Source organism: Mesorhizobium sp. B2-4-14, from assembly GCF_006442155.1.
Classification (GTDB): domain Bacteria; phylum Pseudomonadota; class Alphaproteobacteria; order Rhizobiales; family Rhizobiaceae; genus Mesorhizobium.
Genome location: NZ_VFVA01000020.1, coordinates 23,999 through 40,777, shown reverse-complemented (window position 1 = coordinate 40,777; position 16,779 = coordinate 23,999). Strand labels below are relative to the sequence as shown.

Sequence of the window (16,779 nt, the reverse complement as noted above, 5' to 3'; positions counted from 1 at the left end):
CGGGAAATAGAAAGCCGACGCCGGCGTCGGCTTTCCTTACGACCAAACAAAAGCCCGGCACATGGCCGGGCTCCTGCTGCTGAACGAAAATCGGGTCAGTCGGCGTCGATCGCGGTCGCGATCCGGGCGATGGCCTGCTGATAGACGCTCGCGGAATTCCAGCCGGCAATTGCGCCCATATTCGCCTCCGCGCTCGCGCCGGCCTGCCAGCCATGCCCCTTGAGGAAGTTGGCGGTGGAAGCCAGCGCAGTGGCCTTGTCGCGGAGGTTTCCGCTCCCTACGCCATATTTCAGGACATTCCCGGGCAGGAACTGTGTGTGGCCGATCTCGCCATGCATGGCGCCGACCGACGAGGCGGTCAACGTTCCGCGATCAACCAGTTTCAAGGCCGCAATGGCATGCGGGTGAAAGTAGTCCGGACGGCGGCAATCATAGGTCAGCGTCAAAATGGCCGAGATCGTGTTCTGGTTGCCCATGGAGGCACCGAAGCCGGTCTCCATGCCCCAGATGGCGAGCAGCACACCCGGCGATACGCCATAGTTCCGCTCGATCTGGTCGAACAGCGCCGCGTTCGACTTCTTCAGCGCACGGCCCTTGGAAATGATCGCCGCCCCGCCACGGCGCTTCATGAAATCGTCCACCGAGCCGCTGAAAGCCTTATGGATGGCGCGGTCGGCGGCGATCGTCCTTGTCGCGTAGGTCGCGCCAGCAAGAGCCGCCAGACCCCTCGAGCCTACACCTTCAGCCTTGGCCTCCGCGGCAAAATCCTGTTTCCAGGCATCGAAGCCGGCGCCGTTCTTGCCACAGCTTGGCGCCGCTTGCGCGGTCGTCGCAAGCCCAAGCACAGCCACCACCGCGGCCGCTAAAATCCTACCCTTGGCAAGAAACGCCATATTGTTCTCCTGGTTGCCTGATTCACGTCCCAGTTGCGAATTTGCCAGCGAAACGCACATTTGTCACCGTCCGCGGCGCCGTGCTGGCGAATGCCGGGGAATTTACCTACGATCAAGTAATTATTGTGGCGAACGCGGCCGAGAGCCGGCTGATCCACCTGCCGTGTTGCTGATTGGCGTCACCGTACGGAACGACGTTTGAAGGCCCGCGTTTTCGAAGCGACACCTCCCCGCACGCCGAGACCGATATGAAACTCTTCGACTGCCCGCAATGCGGCCACCGCCTGTACTTCGAGAACGCCCAGTGCCTGAACTGCTCCAGCCGCGTGCTCTACGACCCCGAACATGCGCGCTTTGTCCTGTCCGGCGTCGACGGCATCATCCAATGCACCAATGCCGATGAATGCGCCTGCAACTGGATGGCCGAGCCGGGGCGGGTTTTCTGCCGGGCCTGCGCGCTGAACCAGTTGATCCCCGATCTCTCGGTCGACGGCAACCGCCGCCGCTGGATCCGGGTCGAGGCGGCGAAGAAGCGTGCCGTCTATTCGCTGCTCGCCTTCGGCCTGCCGGTCGCGCCCAAGCATGCGCTCGCCGACGAGGTGGGCCTGGCTTTCGACTTCCTTGCCGATCCGATCGGCGGCGGCCCCGGCGGCGAACGCATCCTGACCGGCCACGACAATGGCCTGATCACGCTCAACGTCGCCGAGGCCGATTCGGCCGAGCGCGAGAAGCGCCGTGTCGAGATGGGCGAGAACTACCGCACGCTGCTCGGCCATTTCCGGCACGAACTCGGCCATTACTACTGGGATCGCCTGATCCGCGACGATCAGCAAAGGCTGGAAGCCTTCCGCGCCTTGTTCGGCGACGAGCGCGCCGACTACGAACAGGCGCTGAAGACTTACTACGCCAATGGTGCCGCGCCCGACTGGCAGCAAGACCACATCTCGGCCTATGCGACCTCGCATCCGTGGGAGGACTGGGCGGAGACATGGGCCCACCATCTGCACATCACCGACACGCTGGAGATGGTCCATGCGCTGAACTTCCCGCTCGGGCGGCTGGAGACGGTGGAGGCCAACGACTTGCCGCGGGGCGACACTGGCGGCCGGCTGCAGGCAGCCCCTTCCGAGCCTGCGAACAGACCCGAGTCTTTCGACAAGGTCCTCGCCCGCTGGCTGGTCCTGTCGGAAGCCTCCAATTCGATCAACCGCTGCATGGGTCTGCCGGATCTCTACCCCTTCGTCATTTCGGACGTCACGGCTCGAAAACTGGCCTTCGTTCACGACCTTCTGACCGGTTTGCCGAAAGACGTCGGAACAAATCGTGAGTTGGCAACGGCGCTTTAGCCGGAACGCATGCGCCGCTGCGCCGTTTTCACCGCCGAGGGACCATGAAAACGGAGAGAACCATGAAATCCCTGTTGTTTCCCGCGGTCGCCGGGATGTTGGCCGTGATGTCGGGTGCCGCGCTTGCCGACACAGCCGTCTCGGCCGTCACCGATCTCAACGTGCGCGCCGGCCCCGGCCCGCAATATCCGGTCATCGGCGTGCTCGCCGCTGGCCAGTCGGCAACGCTCAATGGCTGCATCGAGAACAGCAAATGGTGCACCATTGCCGAAGCGGGCGGCCAGGGCTGGGTCTATTCCGACTATGTGACGGCCGATTTCGGCGGCAGTCGGGTGGTGCTGACGCAGCGCCCGCACGGTTCCAGCGTCGCGATCGTCTCGCCGCCGGAAGACATCGGCAACTACTCGAATGATTATACCGGCGCGATCATCTCCAGCGACCCGGTCGTGGGCGACTTTCCTGCGCCTCCAGCCGAGGTCCGGACCTATGTCGACACCCACCGCCTCGACCCGGTCTATCTCGACGGCGAGGTGGTGACCGGCGCGATCTTGCCCGACACCGTCGAACTGCGCCCAATTCCGGATTACAACTACCGCTATGTCTATGTGAACGGTCAGCCGGCGCTGATCGATCCGCAGACACGGCGCGTCATGTACGTGATGCGTTGACATAGGCTTTCTCAAGCGGCCGCGACAGCACCGCCGCTTGAGCATGCAGGGCCAGTCGATGTTTCTGGCGCGCGCTTGGATCGGAAGTGCAGGCGCGCGCCGCTCCTTTGCGAAATCGATTCCGATCTTTAGGCCCATCGGCTAGTCAGCAGGTGGTGGATTCGGCAAAGGAACCGTCGTGATATCTGACCCTGCCGCCTTCGACCGTTACCGGCATTCGCCAAACCACAAAACCACCTTGTGGCGGCTGTTTTTCGGGACAGGGATCGTCGTCCTGTTCTGGGTGGTATCCACCGCGATCGTGCTGTTTGGCGGGACCTATGCCTTGTTCACCTGGCAGGCTTCGAAGGGCGGGGCCGCGCCTGCCGGCGGGATGCAGGGTTTCCTCGCCTCGCCCATCGGCATCCTCAGCGCGCTTGGCTCCTTCGCCGGCATCTGGATCGGCCTGTGGATTGCGATGCGCTGGGTCCATGGCGAACCCTTGTCGGCACTTCTTGGCAACAGCCGGCGTGTTTGCCGGCCGGATTTCCTCAAGGGGCTGGTCGCGGTGCTGATCACCTCGCTTATATCCGAAATCCTGCTCTACCTCCTGGAGCCCGGCATCGCACGCGGCACGATCAGCCTGTCGTCCTGGTTGCTGTTCCTGATCCCGATCGTCGCGCTCACTTTTCTGCAGACATCGTCGGAAGAGGTGCTGTTTCGCGGCTACCTACTGCGCGGTCTGGCCTACCGCTACAGAAGTCCGTTCATCTGGGCACTGCTGCCGGGACTGCTGTTCACATCACTGCACTGGAGCACGAATTCGTCCGCCGCCATCAATGCCTGCCTGCTGGCCTCGATCGCCGCTTTTGCCCTCCTTCTGACGCTCGTGGTCTATGCCACCGGCAATCTGGGTGCTGCGCTTGGCGCCCATCTCGGCAACAATCTGACCGGCTTCCTGCTGATCTCGCATCAGGCGAGCTACAATTCCTTCGCCCTGTTCACCGCCACGCCGCTCGAAGGGCCGGGCTGGACAACGACGGACGCGGTACTCATCGCCATGATCGGCATCGTCAGCAGCCTGCTGACGATTGTGCTGCTGCTTCATCCCCGCTCGCTGCTCAAGGTTGCGGCTGACACAGCCGAGCCAGCCAGCTGACACGGGCACGATGAAAATCATCTCGCAGGGCCGCCACGCCTTGCTGCCCAGCCCTTGCCTTGACTCTTGCGTCGATTTCCTGTCTACACGCCTCGAATTCCGCGACGAGTATCCCTCCGAGCAAGCCGACCAGGACGCCGAAGCCTCTTAGGGGGCCAAGTGCCGTAAATCGATCCTGGAGGCCAACACCCGGCAGCGCTGTGCGCCCCCGGGTGCTTTTTGGTTTTGGGCTTTTGCTTTTGCTTAGACTGGGTTTTGCTTGGAGACGGGGCGCGAACGCACTACCTCTCGGGCACCATCCGGGTGTCAGGGAAAAGGACAAAGAATGTTTGAATCGCTGCAGGAGCGCCTTGGCTCCATCCTGAACGGCCTCACCGGTCGCGGCGCGCTGTCGGAGGCTGATGTCTCGGCGGCACTGCGCGAGGTGCGCCGTGCGCTGCTCGAGGCCGACGTCGCGCTGGAAGTGGTGCGTTCCTTCACCGACAAGGTGCGCGAAAAGGCCATCGGCGCCGCGGTGCTGAAGTCGATCAAGCCCGGCCAGATGGTCGTCAAGATCGTCCATGACGAGCTGGTCGACATGCTCGGCGCCGAAGGCGTCGCCGTCGATCTCAATGCGCCGGCGCCCGTCGTCGTCATGATGGTCGGCCTGCAGGGCTCCGGCAAGACGACCACTTCGGCCAAGATCGCCAAGCGGCTGACCGAGCGTCAGAACAAGAAGGTCCTGATGGCCTCGCTCGACACGCGGCGTCCCGCCGCGCAGGAGCAGCTGCGCCAGCTCGGCGAGCAGGTCAAGGTTGCGACGCTGCCGATCATATCAGGCCAGAACCCGGTCGACATCGCCAGGCGCGCCGTGCAGGCGGCCAAGCTCGGCGGCCATGACGTCGTCATCCTCGACACTGCCGGCCGCACCCATATCGACGAGCCGCTGATGGTCGAGATGGCCGACATCAAGAAGGTGTCGAACCCGCACGAAATCCTGTTGGTCGCGGACTCGCTGACCGGCCAGGACGCCGTCAACCTGGCGAAGAGCTTCGACGAGCGCGTCGGCATCACCGGCCTGGTGCTGACCCGCATGGACGGCGACGGCCGTGGCGGTGCGGCCCTTTCGATGCGCGCCGTCACCGGCAAGCCGATCAAGCTGATCGGCACCGGCGAGAAGATGGACGGGCTGGAGGAATTCCACCCCAAGCGCATCGCTGACCGCATCCTGGGCATGGGCGACATCGTCAGCCTCGTCGAGAAGGCCGCCGAAAACATCGACGCCGAGCAGGCGGCGGCGATGGCCAGGAAGATGCAGTCGGGCAAGTTCGACCTGAACGATCTGGCCCAGCAGCTTCAGCAGATGTCCAAGATGGGCGGCATGGGCGGCATCATGGGCATGATGCCCGGCATGGGCAAGATGAAGGACCAGATGGCCGCCGCCGGCCTCGACGACAAGATGTTCGGCCGTCAGCTCGCCATCATCTCCTCGATGACCAAGGCCGAGCGCGCCAACCCCGATATTCTCAAGCACTCGCGCAAGAAGCGCATCGCGGCCGGCTCCGGCACCGACGCGGCCGAGATCAACAAGCTCCTGAAGATGCATCGCGGCATGGCCGACATGATGAAGGCGATGGGCGGCAAGGGCAAAGGCGGCGGCCTGATGCGCGGCATGATGGGCGGTCTTGCCTCCAAGATGGGACTTGGTGGTTTGGGGGGCGGCATGATGCCCGGTGGAATGGGCGGCATGCCCGACCTGTCGAAGATGGATCCCAAGCAGCTCGAAGCGTTGCAGAAGCAGGCGCAGGCCGCCGGCCTCGGCGGCATGAAGGGCTTGCCTGGCGGCCTTCCCGGCGGCGGCCTCCCCGGCCTGACTGGCGGCATGAAGCTTCCGGGCCTCGGCGGCGGGCTGCCGGGCCTTGGCAAGAAGAAGTGAGGGGCGCGCTGTGAACGAGGAAAAAGACATGGCGGACGCCCGCATTGTCCTGGCCGGCTACCGCGCCTCGATCGACAACATCGATGCCGCGCTCATCCATATGCTGGCCGAGCGCTTCCGCTGCACCAAGGCGGTCGGCGTCCTGAAGGCCGAGCATGGCCTGCCGCCGGCCGATCCGGCACGCGAGCAGCAGCAGATCGCCCGTCTGCGCCAGCTGGCCAAGGACGCGCATCTCGATCCGGATTTCGCCGAGAAATTCCTCAACTTCGTCGTCCGCGAAGTGATCCGGCACCACGAACAGATCGCCGCTGCCAACGGCGTGACGAAAACCGGCTGACAACCAGCCACAATCTCATCAACGAAATCAGAGCTTTTAGGAGAAAAGAAATGGCACTGAAAATCAGACTGGCCCGTGCGGGCTCGAAGAAGCGTCCTTACTACCACGTCGTCGTCGCCGACGCCCGTTCGCCGCGCGACGGCCGTTTCATCGAGTCGCTCGGCTCGTGGAACCCGCTGCTGCCGAAGGACGGCGAACGCGTCAAGGTCGACGCCGACCGCGTCAAGCACTGGCTGTCGCACGGCGCCCAGCCGACCGACCGCGTGCTGCGCTTCCTCGACGAGGCCGGCCTTGCCAAGCGCGACGCCCGCTCCAACCCGAAGAAGGCCGAGCCGGGCAAGAAGGCCCAGGAACGCGCGGCACTTCTGAAGAAGGCGCAGGACGACGCCGCTGCCGCTGTTGCGGCCGCAGCCGCCGCGCCGGCGGAAGAAGCCGCCACGGCGGAGTAATCGCTTCGCATCCCTTGCGGATACCAGAACGGCGGGCCTGTGCCCGCCGTTTTGCCGTTTGCAGTCCCAAGAGCGCTCAATAGCCGCTCGGGCAGCGGTCGACATAGACCCGCCCATGGCGGTCGCGGTACCGGCATTGGCCACTCTCGCTGGCATGGCCGATCAGGGCGCCCGCCACGGCGCCGACGGCGCCACCGACCACCGCGCCCTGGACCGGATCCCCGGCAACGGCCGCGCCAACCGCGGCACCGCCAAGGCCGCCCACGGCCGCGCCTTTTTCCGTCTGCGAACATGCACCGAGCGCCGTCGCCAACACCAGAACAGTCAATATCTTCTTCATTTTAGCTCCTCTCACACGCGGGTCGCCGTCTCGCCGCCGAGTCCTTAACTCTCAGACGGCTAATTTGATCCGGGAAGAATGAAGATCGCTACAGTGCCCGCTGGATGGCGCTGAACATTCTCTCTCTCGACTATCGGCTGAGCGGGATCAGCGCGCGGACCCGGGGATCGCGCAGATAGAGGCCGCCCCACAGGATGATGCCGAGATAGACGCCGAACAGCGTGTGTGAGAACAGCGGGCTGCCGATGCGCACATGCGTGGCGATGGCGCCGCCCATATAGCCGGTGAGCAGGATCGCGCCGAGCACCGATGTGCGTGGCAAAGCGTAGAGCGCGGTCGAGACCAGTCCTATGACGCCGAGCAGGCGCGCGACATTGGCGTCAGCGGGCCAGCCGAGCTCGGACATCGTCTGTGTGACGATGTCGAGCGGCGGCAGCTTGATGGCGCCGTCGAAGATCATGAACAGGACGATGACGCCGCTGAGCACGCGGCCGGACCACAGGGCGCCCGAGGAGACAGGCGCGGTTTCGGAAATGCTCATTGGTCTTCCTCCGGTGGTTCGGGTCCCTTTTGATGGTCGAACCAAGGACGCGGGGTAGAGCGGCAATCCTACAGGGGGTCTGGATTCTTTTGATCCGTCCTCTGCCGGATCTAGGAAAAATAGAACTTCTCAGCCGGGATCATCTTCGGCGGCGTCTCGCCAAGCGCCTCGAACACCGAGATTTCGCAGACGCGGCACAGGCCGTCGAGGGCGAGGTCGTTGGCCTCGGTGCCGAAAGGATCCTCGAGCTCTTCCGAAAGCGCGTCGAGACCGAAGAAGGTGTAGGCGATCAGCGCCGTGAACAGCGGCGTTGCCCAGCCGGTGGTCGAGATCAGGCCGATGGGCAGCAGCAGGCAGACGATGTAGGCCGTTCGGTGCACCAGCAGCGTATAGGCGAAGGGCAAGGGCGTGCCGGCGATCCGCTCGCAGCCGGCCTGGATGGCCGATATCGACGCCAGCCTTTCGTCCAGGATGCGGAAGCCGATCGCGTCGAGTTCACCGCCCCGGCGTTGGGCACTGGCGCGCCGGCCCATGCGCCTGACCATCTCGTCCGCCGGATTGGCAAAGCTTGCGGCCCGCTCCGCCTCGGCATCGATGAAGGCGCCGGCGTCCTTCACGCTGTCGATCTTGCGTAATTGCCCGCGCAGGAAATGACAGAAGGCCAGCGCCTCCATCAGCAGCGCGCGCTGCTCGGCCCGGTTGGGAATGAGGCTGGTGGTGGCGCGGGCCAGATTGCGGATTTCGAAGACCAGTGCGCCCCACAGCTTGCGCGCCTCCCACCACCGGTCATAGGCGGCGTTGTTGCGGAACGAAAGGTAGATCGACAAGGTCACGCCCACCAACCCGAAAGGCGCGATGCTGAAGACGCCGAGATCGAGATGGAACTGGCGCGCCACGACAAGGATGACCGCCGAATAAAGCGCGAAGCCAAGGATCTGCGGCAGGATGCGCGGCACCACGGAGCCGCGCATGACGAAGAACAGCTGCAGGAAGGTGGGGCGCGGGCGAACGATCATCGAAGGGCCTTTCACGGACCGGCGTCGGCCCTCAGCTCCTCTATTGTGCGATCGGACAGATGCGCAAGCTCAACCGCCAGCGACATCGCCATGTCGTGCCCGCCGTGTGCGGACTATCGGCATCCGGCAGTTGCGGATATTGAGGAATTGCAGGGCCGCCCCAGTACAGGCAAGAAAAATGACCGGCGAGACCGATCTGAAAAAGCTGCTGGCATCGATGACGCCGGAATTGCTCGATGGCACCTATGTCTTCGCGACGCTGGGGCCCGGCGTTCTCCAGCCGGAAGGCCTCGATCCGGTCATGATATTTCGCGAGCGCGAGGGCACGACGCTGATTGTAACTGAGGATGCGGCGAGCGCCGCAGGGCTGGCCGCTTCATTCCGCTGCCGGATGATCACGCTGAACATCCACTCATCGCTGGAAGCAGTCGGCTTCCTCGCCGCTATCACCGCGCGGCTCGCCGGGGCCGGCATGGGCGTCAATCCGGTCTCGGGCTTTTATCACGACCACCTGTTCGTTCCGGCTGACCGGGCGCAGGAGGGATTGGGGTTGCTGCACCAGTTGGCCAGGGACAGCGCAGGCTGAAATCAACACCTGCGAACACAGAGAATGTCAGGCAGACCTTCCTCGTTGGTCGTGCCGTCGCCGAACGCTTCGGCACGAAACCCGTGGCGCTCGTAGAAACGCCGGGCGCCGGTATTGGCCTGGAAGCAATGGAGTTTCACGACCGGCAAAGTAGCGGTCGCGTCGATCAGCAACCGGCTGCCTATGCCTTGCCCGGTCCAGGCCGGGTCGAGGTAGAGTTGTTCCACCCAATCGCCACTGACGGCAATAAAGCCGACAATCTCGCTGCCGGCTTCGGCGACCGTCGCCTGCTGCCGTGGCAGCAGGATGTCGCGGATGAAGGCAAGATCCTCAGCCGGCGTGTGGATGACCGGCATCCAGTCGAACGAGTTGAGCGCCGCCCGCATCACCTTGGCGATGGCGGCGGCATCCGAACCGATGGCCGGGCGCAGAGTGATTTTGGTGCGATCGCTCATAGGTCGGCGCTGCCCCTCATCCGCCCTTCGGGCACCTTCTCCCCGTGAACGGGGAGAAGAAGCGCCCCGGCCGAAGGCCGAGCCCGCGACGACGGGCCGCCGGTCGTCCGGCGCCCTCGCGGAGGGCCCGCCGCAGCAGCGGCGGAAGGGCCCGTGAGCGCTAGTTGAACAGCCGTCAGGCCGCCTTCTGCTTCGGCTGGATCAGGCCGCGCTCGATCAGCAACTCTGCGATCTGCACGGCGTTGAGCGCCGCGCCCTTGCGCAGATTGTCGGAGACGATCCACATCGACAGCCCGTTGTCGACGGTCGAATCCTCACGGATGCGCGAGATGAAGGTGGCATCCTCGCCGGCCGATTCGAGCGGCGTGATGTAGCCGCCGTCCTCGCGCTTGTCCAAAACCTGGCAGCCGGGCGCATCGCGCAGGATGTCGCGTGCCTCGTCGGCGGTGATCGGCTTTTCGAATTCGATGTTGACCGCTTCCGAATGGCCGATGAACACCGGCACGCGCACGCAGGTCGCCGTCAGCTTGATCTTGGGATCGAGCATCTTCTTGGTCTCGGCCACCATCTTCCACTCTTCCTTGGTGAAGCCGTCGTCGAGGAAGACGTCGATATGCGGAATGACGTTGAAGGCGATGCGCTTGGTGAACTTCTTGACGTCCACCTGGTCGGCGACGAACACGGCACGCGTCTGCGTGAACAATTCGTCCATGCCTTCCTTGCCGGCGCCGGACACCGACTGGTAGGTGGCGACGACGACGCGCTTGATGGTCGCGACATCATGCAGCGGCTTCAGCGCCACGACCAGCTGCGCCGTCGAGCAGTTCGGGTTGGCGATGATGTTCTTGCGCGTGAACAGCGAGATCGCGTCGGGATTCACTTCCGGCACGATGAGCGGCACGTCCTGGTCGTAGCGGAAGGCCGACGAATTATCGATGACCACGCAACCCTGCTTGCCGATCTTCGGCGACCATTCCTTGGAGACGTTGCCGCCGGCCGACATGATGCAGATGTCGGTGTCGGAAAAATCATACTGGTCGAGCGGCCTGACCTTCAGCGTGCGGTCGCCGAACGACACTTCCGTGCCCATGCTGCGCCGCGAGGCCAGCGCCACCACTTCGCTCACCGGAAAGCCGCGCTCTTCCAGTATGTTGAGCATTTCCCGGCCCACATTGCCCGTGGCGCCGACGACTGCAACCTTGAAACTCATCGAAATCTCCTGTCCCTCTCCGCTTGGTTTGTTGGAGAAAACCCGCCGGCCGATGCGGGTTCCGTCCCCCGGGCCGGACCCGGGAGAGGGTGGTTAGGCCAAGGGAATCACACCGTTTTGGTGGTGGTTTTGGTGGTTTTCTTGGCCAAGAATGGGGTTTTGCCGGAACGAGGCGACGCGCCGACGCGCCCGGCCGAATGGTTTACATCGTGGCTGGGGGCATCGAATGCAAGAGGAGCCGTCGAGAGGCCGCGCATCGAAAAACGATCCCGTTCGAAGCGGGCTTTTACGCGGTTTGCGGCAGGAGTCAATTGGTCGCGCGGCGCTGCTCTTCCCTTCCCCCCTTGTGGGGGAAGGTGGCCGAGCAAAGCTCGGTCGGATGAGGGGTGCTCCAGCTTGGCACCGACGGCGATCCTTCCAGCACCCCTCAACCGTCTTGGCGCTGCGCGCCAATCCACCTTCTCCCACAGGGCGAGAAGGGAAAGCGGTAGCTCTTGCCCTGTACAAGAGCGGCGCCACGAAGTACGAACGGCCAAGATTGTTTTGGCTGGCGCTGCGCCAGCCCCGGTATGTGCTCCATGGTGAGCGCGGAACCCTGAATTCCGAAAGAACGAGATGTCCAACTTCGAAGGTATCGTTCCTGCGCTGGCACAAGCGCTGGAAAAACGCGGCTATTCCGAGCTGACGCCGGTGCAGAAGGCGGTGCTGGAGCTCGGCCAGGCCGACGCATTGGTGTCGGCGCAGACCGGCTCGGGCAAGACCGTGGCCTTCGGCCTCGCCATGGCACCGACGCTTCTCGATGGCGCCGAACGCTTTTCCGGTGCCGCCGCGCCGCTGGCATTGGCAGTGGCGCCGACGCGCGAACTGGCGCTGCAGGTGACGCGCGAGCTGGAATGGCTCTACGAGCCGACCGGAGCCACCGTGGCGTCCTGCGTCGGCGGCATGGACATGCGCACCGAAAGGCGCGCGCTGGAGCGTGGCGCCCACATCGTCGTCGGCACGCCAGGCCGCCTGCGCGACCACATCACCCGCAATTCGCTCGACATGTCGGCGTTGAAGGCAGTGGTGCTGGACGAGGCCGACGAGATGCTCGATCTTGGCTTTCGCGAGGACCTCGAATTCATCCTCGACGCCGCGCCCGCCGATCGCCGCACCCTGATGTTCTCGGCCACCGTGCCGCGCTCCATCGCAACGCTCGCCCAAGGCTATCAGCGCGATGCCGTGCGCATCTCGGCCGCCGGCGAGGAGAAGCAGCACCTCGACATCGAATACCGGGCGCTCAACGTCGCACAGGCCGATCGCGAGAACGCTATCATCAACGTGCTGCGCTATTACGAAGCCAAGAACGCGCTGGTGTTCTGCAACACGCGCGCCGCCGTTAACCATCTCACCGCGCGCTTCAACAACCGCAATTTCTCCGTCGTCGCGCTTTCGGGCGAGCTTAGCCAGAACGAGCGCAGCCATGCCTTGCAGGCGATGCGCGACGGCCGCGCCAAAGTCTGCATCGCCACCGATGTGGCGGCGCGCGGCATCGACCTGCCCAATCTCGAACTGGTCATCCATGCCGACCTGCCGACCAATCCCGAAACGCTGCTGCACCGCAGCGGCCGAACCGGGCGCGCCGGGCGCAAGGGCGTCAGCGCGCTGATCGTGCCCAACAGTGCCCGCAGGCGCACCGAACGGCTGCTGCAGAGCGCCAAGCTGACGGCGACATGGGCAAGCCCGCCCTCGGCCGACGACGTCATGCGGCGCGACGACGAGCGCATCCTGGCCGATCCCGCCTTCGACGAACCGGTGAAGGAGGACGAGCGCGCTTTCATCGACGCGCTTCTCGCCAGGCACGGCGCCGAGCAGGTGGCGGCCGCTTTCGTGCGCCAGTGCCGTTCCAGCCGCTCGGCGCCCGAGGATCTGATGGAGGTCGCGCCGTTCACGCCTTCGCGTGACAGCCAGGCGGGCGAAAAATTCGCCCGCCGCGACGAGGCGCCCAGCCGCCGTGATGATTTCGGCGCCAGCGTCTGGTTTTCGCTGTCGGTCGGTCGCCGGCAGAATGCCGAGCCGCGCTGGCTGATCCCGATGCTGTGCCGCGCCGGCAGCATCTCCAAGCGCGAGATCGGCGCCATCAAGATGCAGCCGGAGGAAACCTTCGTGCAGATCGCCGCCGACTGGGCCGACCGCTTTCTCGCCGCGATCGGTCCGGACCGCAAAGTGCAGGGCAACATCGCGGTCAAGCGGCTCGAGGGCACGCCGGACCTGTCGCGGGCCGGCTATCAGCCGCCAAGCCCGGACAAGAAACCGCATCGCGGCAAGGCGCCGTTCGACCCGAGCGCACCGAAGCGCAAATTCGAGAAGCGTGCACCGGCTTCAGCCGATCAGCGCCCGGCGGCCGCGCATGAGGCAAAGCCGTGGGCGAAAAAACCGGGCAAGCCGAAATTCGAAAATGCCGGCGCGCCGAAGCACAAGAAGACGAAGAAACGCCCTTCATAGGACAGGGCTGCCAGATCAGGGCGGTTGGTGTTCGGCGCGCTGCCTGCACGCGCTTTCCTTCAAACCGGCCTTAATGGCGGCCCAACTCGCCGACGCCGGTGTCGGCCGGTGCTGCTTTGCGATGCGCTCCGCCAGCGAGGATCGCCAGGCGTGATCGTCCGCCATCCTGCGGATCGCGGCGCACCAGCCGGCCTGATCGTTGGAATCGATCGCCGGCATCAGCCCGCCGCTCGCCTCGATCAGCGACGGCGCGGTCGCAGTTTTGCGTGCATGTTGCAATTGTGGACAACCTGTAGTAGCAATTGGCGTATTGCTGCATGAATGGGGGGCGGGGCATGCGCGGAGCAGTGCTTCATTACGACCAGGATCAGGATTACGGGTACATCAACGGAACCGACGGTAAGCGCTATATCTTTTCGCGTAACGATCTAAGCCAGGAGATCCCCCTCGTCGGGGGAACGCTCGTCGAGTTCCAGCCGGACGACGGCACGGCCCACAATATAGCCGTGGCCGCCGCCGCAATCACGCCGTCGTCAAGCACCGGTCCACGGCCGGGCCGACCTGCCGAAAAGGGTGCCACGGGGCTGTGGGCCTACTTCAGGCGCACGGTGAGCGTGAACTATTTCAATTTCGATGGACGCGCCCGCCGCAAGGAATTCTGGGCCTTTTGGCTATGCTTTAATCTTGTGCTGGCGGCGCTTCTTGGCTTCGGGATACTCGTCAATCTGGCCATCAACGGCTTCGGCATCAATGCAGGCAAGAGCTCGATAGGATACCTGCCCGCCCTTATCTTCATGGCGGCATTCGGCCTGTCATGGATTGCGCTGACAGTGCGGCGTCTGCACGACATCGGCCTGAGTGGCTGGCTTGTCTTGCCCTGCTTCATCCCAATCATCGGTGGAGTGGCCGTGCTGGTCTTAGGGCTAGCGCCCTCTCAGGTCGGTGAAAACCCGTGGGGGCCCGTGCCGGCAGGGGTGGAGGTTTAGAGGCCAGCTCCAAAAGGACGAGAATGTTTCTCGGCCGGGAACAAGGGATAACTCACAGCTGATCCGCCGTTCAGAGTCGGAGTTGAAGATTCCCCTTGCACGATAGTCCGTGCACAGATAATCTGCACGCAGATCGAATCATCGATCGGACTAGACGGATGGAGGCCAGATTATGTGGAGCAATGAGTACACCGCGATTTCGCCGCTACCGGCTCGCGCTATCTGGAATGCGCTCAAGGCACTGCATGAAGGCCGCCTGACCTATGAAGGGTCGGATACCTTCGTGCTGCACGGGCCATTCGCCAAGGGCACCCGTGTCTCGGTGACCCCGGTGGGCCAGGACACTTTCGAATCCACCATCGTCGATCTCGTGGAAAACGTCACCTATGCCGACCAAACCTCGTTCGGCGATTCGACGCTGCTGTTCCGGCATACGCTGGTGCCGGTCGAAGGCGGCACGCAGGTGACCCATAGGCTCGAAATCTCGGGCCCGTCGGCCGCCGAGGTCGGACCGGAGCTCGGGCCGCAGATCAGCGGCGACTTCGACACCTCGATGGCCAGGCTGTTCGAAGAGGCAAAGGGGTTGGCGAGCCGTGGCTGACGGGGAGAATTTGGGCACACGCTTCAAGGGCGGACCTTCGGAGAGCCCCGGCTTGCTGCTCTGGCGAACCACCATGCGCTGGCAGCGCGTCATGACGGCGGCACTGGCGCCGCTCGACCTGACGCATGTCCAGTTCGTGCTGCTGGCCTCGGCCATGTGGCTCGGCCGCGATGGCGAGCCGCCCAACCAGGTGCAACTCGCCGCCCAGGCCGGCACAGAAGTGAAGATGACCTCGGACGTCGTCGCCCGTCTGGAAGCCAAGGGGTTGATCGCACGCGAAGCCGATCCCGGGGATTCGCGGGCCAAGGTGATACGCGTCACCGCCGCCGGGGCGGCCGCCGCACAGCGCGCCATTGTCGCCGTCGAGGCCGCCGACGCGGCCTTTTTCGAACCGGTGGACCAAGCCCAGCTCGTCGGCCTGCTGCGTCAGTTGGCCGGCGAGATACGCTGAGGCTGAAGCCTTCGGCTAGGGCAATTCCAGGAAAAGTGTGAACGGTTTTCCGTCCGGAATTGCGTCAAAACAAGGAGTTAGAGCAGATTGCCGTTTCTGTGAAACGGTGAACTGCTCTAAGCCAGGAACTTGGCGATGATGGCCTCGCCCATCTCGACCGTGCCGACGTCGGTCATACCTTCGGACATGATGTCCTTCGTCCGCAGACCGGCATCGAGCACGGCGGCGATCGCAGCTTCGAGACGATCGGCCTCCTCGACCATGCCGAAGGAATAGCGCAGGCACATGGCGAAGGAGGCGATCATGGCGATCGGGTTGGCGATGCCCTTGCCGGCAATGTCGGGCGCCGAACCGTGTACCGGCTCATAGAGTGCCTTGCGCTTCTTGGTCCTGGCGTCAGGCGCGCCGAGCGAGGCCGACGGCAGCATGCCGATCGACCCGGTCAGCATGGCTGCGATGTCGGACAGCATGTCGCCGAACAGATTGTCGGTGACGATGACGTCGAACTGCTTTGGCCAGCGCACCAGCTGCATGCCGCCGGCATCGGCCAGCATGTGGTCGAGCTTGACATCGGAATAGCGCGCCTTGTGGGTCTGGGTAACGACCTCGTTCCACAGCACGCCCGACTTCATGACGTTGCGCTTTTCCATCGAGGTGACGTGGTTCCTGCGGGTCCGCGCCAATTCGAAGGCGACGCCCGAAATGCGCTCGATCTCGAACGTATCGTAGACCTGCGTGTCGATGCCGCGCTTCTGGCCGTTGCCGAGATCGATGATCTGCTTGGGCTCGCCGAAATAGACGCCACCGGTCAGCTCGCGCACGATGAGGATGTCGAGGCCTTCGACCACCTCCTGCTTGAGCGAGGACGATGCGGCGAGCGCCGGGTAGCAGATGGCGGGGCGCAGATTGGCGAACAGCTCCATGTCCTTGCGCAGCCGCAGCAGGCCGGCTTCGGGGCGCACCTCGTAAGGCACCGCATCCCACTTCGGCCCGCCGACCGCGCCGAACAGAACGGCGTCCGCTGCCATCGCCTTTTCCATGTCGGCATCGGAAATCGCCGCGCCATGCGCGTCGTAGGCGCAGCCGCCGACTAGGCCCTCGTCGGTGACGAAGCCGCTGCCGAGCTTTTCGTTCATGGCCGCGATCAGTTTCTTGACCTCGGCCATGGCCTCGGGGCCGATGCCGTCGCCGGGGAGCAGGAAAAGATGCTTCGTTGCCATGAAAACCGTCCCAAAAAGATTTGAACCGGCGCTTTGCTAAACGCCAAGCGGGCTCTGCGCAAGCCGTAACGGGCAGGTAGAACGCCGCGATGCGAACCAGGGCACGTCGGTGATCCTTCGCGCCCCCCTCTGTCCTGCCGGAC

The 16,779-nt window shown here is 64.2% G+C and carries 19 protein-coding genes; 11 read left to right on the top strand and 8 right to left on the bottom strand.

Annotated features, from left to right (window positions below; translation table 11 throughout):
- Positions 1–95: 95 nt before the first annotated feature.
- Positions 96–893: a lytic transglycosylase domain-containing protein gene (locus FJ938_RS18075; RefSeq protein WP_140695959.1), complete on the bottom strand. Its 798-nt coding sequence runs from the start codon at positions 891–893 to the stop codon at positions 96–98.
- A 248-nt stretch (positions 894–1,141) separates the two neighbouring features.
- Here FJ938_RS18075 and FJ938_RS18070 point away from each other — a divergent pair, with 248 nt between their 5' ends.
- From FJ938_RS18070 to rpsP, 6 genes are all read left to right on the top strand, one after another.
- The gene (locus FJ938_RS18070; protein ID WP_140695956.1) at positions 1,142–2,239 is read left to right on the top strand and encodes a putative zinc-binding metallopeptidase; all 1,098 of its coding nucleotides are present in this window, start codon (positions 1,142–1,144) and stop codon (positions 2,237–2,239) included.
- A gap of 62 nt (positions 2,240–2,301) precedes the next feature.
- Positions 2,302–2,907: a DUF1236 domain-containing protein gene (locus FJ938_RS18065; protein WP_140695953.1), complete on the top strand. Its 606-nt coding sequence runs from the start codon at positions 2,302–2,304 to the stop codon at positions 2,905–2,907.
- Between the two features lie 178 nt (positions 2,908–3,085).
- Positions 3,086–4,045, top strand: a complete 960-nt coding sequence (locus tag FJ938_RS18060; RefSeq protein ID WP_140695950.1) for a type II CAAX endopeptidase family protein — start codon at positions 3,086–3,088, stop codon at positions 4,043–4,045.
- A 325-nt stretch (positions 4,046–4,370) separates the two neighbouring features.
- A complete protein-coding gene (gene ffh, locus FJ938_RS18055; RefSeq protein WP_140695947.1) occupies positions 4,371–5,960 on the top strand; it encodes a signal recognition particle protein in 1,590 nt (529 codons plus the stop codon).
- 10 nt (positions 5,961–5,970) lie between these two features.
- The gene (locus tag FJ938_RS18050; protein ID WP_140610224.1) at positions 5,971–6,297 is read left to right on the top strand and encodes a chorismate mutase; all 327 of its coding nucleotides are present in this window, start codon (positions 5,971–5,973) and stop codon (positions 6,295–6,297) included.
- Positions 6,298–6,347: 50 nt separating this feature from the next.
- On the top strand, positions 6,348–6,746 hold the full coding sequence (gene rpsP, locus FJ938_RS18045; protein WP_140695945.1) for a 30S ribosomal protein S16: 399 nt from the start codon (positions 6,348–6,350) through the stop codon (positions 6,744–6,746).
- A 76-nt stretch (positions 6,747–6,822) separates the two neighbouring features.
- Here rpsP and FJ938_RS18040 read toward each other — a convergent pair whose 3' ends face one another.
- The 3 genes from FJ938_RS18040 to FJ938_RS18030 form a co-directional block, all read right to left on the bottom strand.
- On the bottom strand, positions 6,823–7,086 hold the full coding sequence (locus FJ938_RS18040; protein WP_140610226.1) for a YMGG-like glycine zipper-containing protein: 264 nt from the start codon (positions 7,084–7,086) through the stop codon (positions 6,823–6,825).
- 130 nt (positions 7,087–7,216) lie between these two features.
- A complete protein-coding gene (locus FJ938_RS18035) occupies positions 7,217–7,627 on the bottom strand; it encodes a DoxX family protein (RefSeq protein ID WP_140695942.1) in 411 nt (136 codons plus the stop codon).
- Between the two features lie 110 nt (positions 7,628–7,737).
- Positions 7,738–8,643 carry a bestrophin family protein gene (locus FJ938_RS18030; protein ID WP_140695939.1) on the bottom strand — a complete coding sequence of 302 codons (906 nt, stop codon included), beginning with the start codon at positions 8,641–8,643 and terminating at the stop codon, positions 7,738–7,740.
- Between the two features lie 178 nt (positions 8,644–8,821).
- Between FJ938_RS18030 and FJ938_RS18025 the strand changes: the two genes are divergently transcribed.
- Positions 8,822–9,229 (top strand): ACT domain-containing protein, encoded by a 408-nt coding sequence (locus FJ938_RS18025; protein WP_140695936.1) that lies wholly within the window; start codon positions 8,822–8,824, stop codon positions 9,227–9,229.
- A 2-nt stretch (positions 9,230–9,231) separates the two neighbouring features.
- Here FJ938_RS18025 and FJ938_RS18020 read toward each other — a convergent pair whose 3' ends face one another.
- Together FJ938_RS18020 and FJ938_RS18015 are read right to left on the bottom strand one after the other, a co-directional pair.
- Positions 9,232–9,684 carry a GNAT family N-acetyltransferase gene (locus FJ938_RS18020; RefSeq protein ID WP_140695934.1) on the bottom strand — a complete coding sequence of 151 codons (453 nt, stop codon included), beginning with the start codon at positions 9,682–9,684 and terminating at the stop codon, positions 9,232–9,234.
- 175 nt (positions 9,685–9,859) lie between these two features.
- Complete coding sequence (locus tag FJ938_RS18015) at positions 9,860–10,894, bottom strand: aspartate-semialdehyde dehydrogenase (protein ID WP_140610231.1); 1,035 nt, start codon at positions 10,892–10,894, stop codon at positions 9,860–9,862.
- Positions 10,895–11,509: 615 nt separating this feature from the next.
- Here FJ938_RS18015 and FJ938_RS18005 point away from each other — a divergent pair.
- Positions 11,510–13,378 carry a DEAD/DEAH box helicase gene (locus tag FJ938_RS18005; protein ID WP_140695929.1) on the top strand — a complete coding sequence of 623 codons (1,869 nt, stop codon included), beginning with the start codon at positions 11,510–11,512 and terminating at the stop codon, positions 13,376–13,378.
- Between the two features lie 15 nt (positions 13,379–13,393).
- On the opposite strand, the gene FJ938_RS18000 is transcribed toward FJ938_RS18005, so the two are convergent.
- Complete coding sequence (locus FJ938_RS18000; RefSeq protein WP_246673393.1) at positions 13,394–13,657, bottom strand: hypothetical protein; 264 nt, start codon at positions 13,655–13,657, stop codon at positions 13,394–13,396.
- Between the two features lie 56 nt (positions 13,658–13,713).
- Between FJ938_RS18000 and FJ938_RS17995 the strand changes: the two genes are divergently transcribed.
- The 3 genes from FJ938_RS17995 to FJ938_RS17985 all read left to right on the top strand — a co-directional run bounded on the left by FJ938_RS17995 (position 13,714) and on the right by FJ938_RS17985 (position 15,416).
- Complete coding sequence (locus tag FJ938_RS17995; RefSeq protein WP_140695927.1) at positions 13,714–14,364, top strand: DUF805 domain-containing protein; 651 nt, start codon at positions 13,714–13,716, stop codon at positions 14,362–14,364.
- A 172-nt stretch (positions 14,365–14,536) separates the two neighbouring features.
- Positions 14,537–14,965 (top strand): polyketide cyclase, encoded by a 429-nt coding sequence (locus FJ938_RS17990; protein WP_140695925.1) that lies wholly within the window; start codon positions 14,537–14,539, stop codon positions 14,963–14,965.
- Between the two features lie 52 nt (positions 14,966–15,017).
- Positions 15,018–15,416 (top strand): MarR family winged helix-turn-helix transcriptional regulator, encoded by a 399-nt coding sequence (locus FJ938_RS17985; protein WP_246673391.1) that lies wholly within the window; start codon positions 15,018–15,020, stop codon positions 15,414–15,416.
- Positions 15,417–15,532: 116 nt separating this feature from the next.
- On the opposite strand, the gene leuB is transcribed toward FJ938_RS17985, so the two are convergent.
- Entirely contained in the window at positions 15,533–16,636 is a 1,104-nt protein-coding gene (gene leuB, locus FJ938_RS17980; protein ID WP_140695921.1) for a 3-isopropylmalate dehydrogenase, read from the bottom strand.
- Between the last annotated feature and the right edge of the window lie 143 nt (positions 16,637–16,779).

Coding starts and splice junctions, on each gene's coding strand:
- FJ938_RS18075 (WP_140695959.1), bottom strand. CDS start 893: ATGGCGTTTCTTGCCAAGGGTAGGATTTTAGCGGCCGCGGTGGTGGCT.
- FJ938_RS18070 (WP_140695956.1), top strand. CDS start 1,142: ATGAAACTCTTCGACTGCCCGCAATGCGGCCACCGCCTGTACTTCGAG.
- FJ938_RS18065 (WP_140695953.1), top strand. CDS start 2,302: ATGAAATCCCTGTTGTTTCCCGCGGTCGCCGGGATGTTGGCCGTGATG.
- ffh (WP_140695947.1), top strand. CDS start 4,371: ATGTTTGAATCGCTGCAGGAGCGCCTTGGCTCCATCCTGAACGGCCTC.
- rpsP (WP_140695945.1), top strand. CDS start 6,348: ATGGCACTGAAAATCAGACTGGCCCGTGCGGGCTCGAAGAAGCGTCCT.
- FJ938_RS18040 (WP_140610226.1), bottom strand. CDS start 7,086: ATGAAGAAGATATTGACTGTTCTGGTGTTGGCGACGGCGCTCGGTGCA.
- FJ938_RS18035 (WP_140695942.1), bottom strand. CDS start 7,627: ATGAGCATTTCCGAAACCGCGCCTGTCTCCTCGGGCGCCCTGTGGTCC.
- FJ938_RS18030 (WP_140695939.1), bottom strand. CDS start 8,643: ATGATCGTTCGCCCGCGCCCCACCTTCCTGCAGCTGTTCTTCGTCATG.
- FJ938_RS18025 (WP_140695936.1), top strand. CDS start 8,822: ATGACCGGCGAGACCGATCTGAAAAAGCTGCTGGCATCGATGACGCCG.
- FJ938_RS18020 (WP_140695934.1), bottom strand. CDS start 9,684: ATGAGCGATCGCACCAAAATCACTCTGCGCCCGGCCATCGGTTCGGAT.
- FJ938_RS18015 (WP_140610231.1), bottom strand. CDS start 10,894: ATGAGTTTCAAGGTTGCAGTCGTCGGCGCCACGGGCAATGTGGGCCGG.
- FJ938_RS18005 (WP_140695929.1), top strand. CDS start 11,510: ATGTCCAACTTCGAAGGTATCGTTCCTGCGCTGGCACAAGCGCTGGAA.
- FJ938_RS17995 (WP_140695927.1), top strand. CDS start 13,714: ATGCGCGGAGCAGTGCTTCATTACGACCAGGATCAGGATTACGGGTAC.
- FJ938_RS17990 (WP_140695925.1), top strand. CDS start 14,537: ATGTGGAGCAATGAGTACACCGCGATTTCGCCGCTACCGGCTCGCGCT.
- leuB (WP_140695921.1), bottom strand. CDS start 16,636: ATGGCAACGAAGCATCTTTTCCTGCTCCCCGGCGACGGCATCGGCCCC.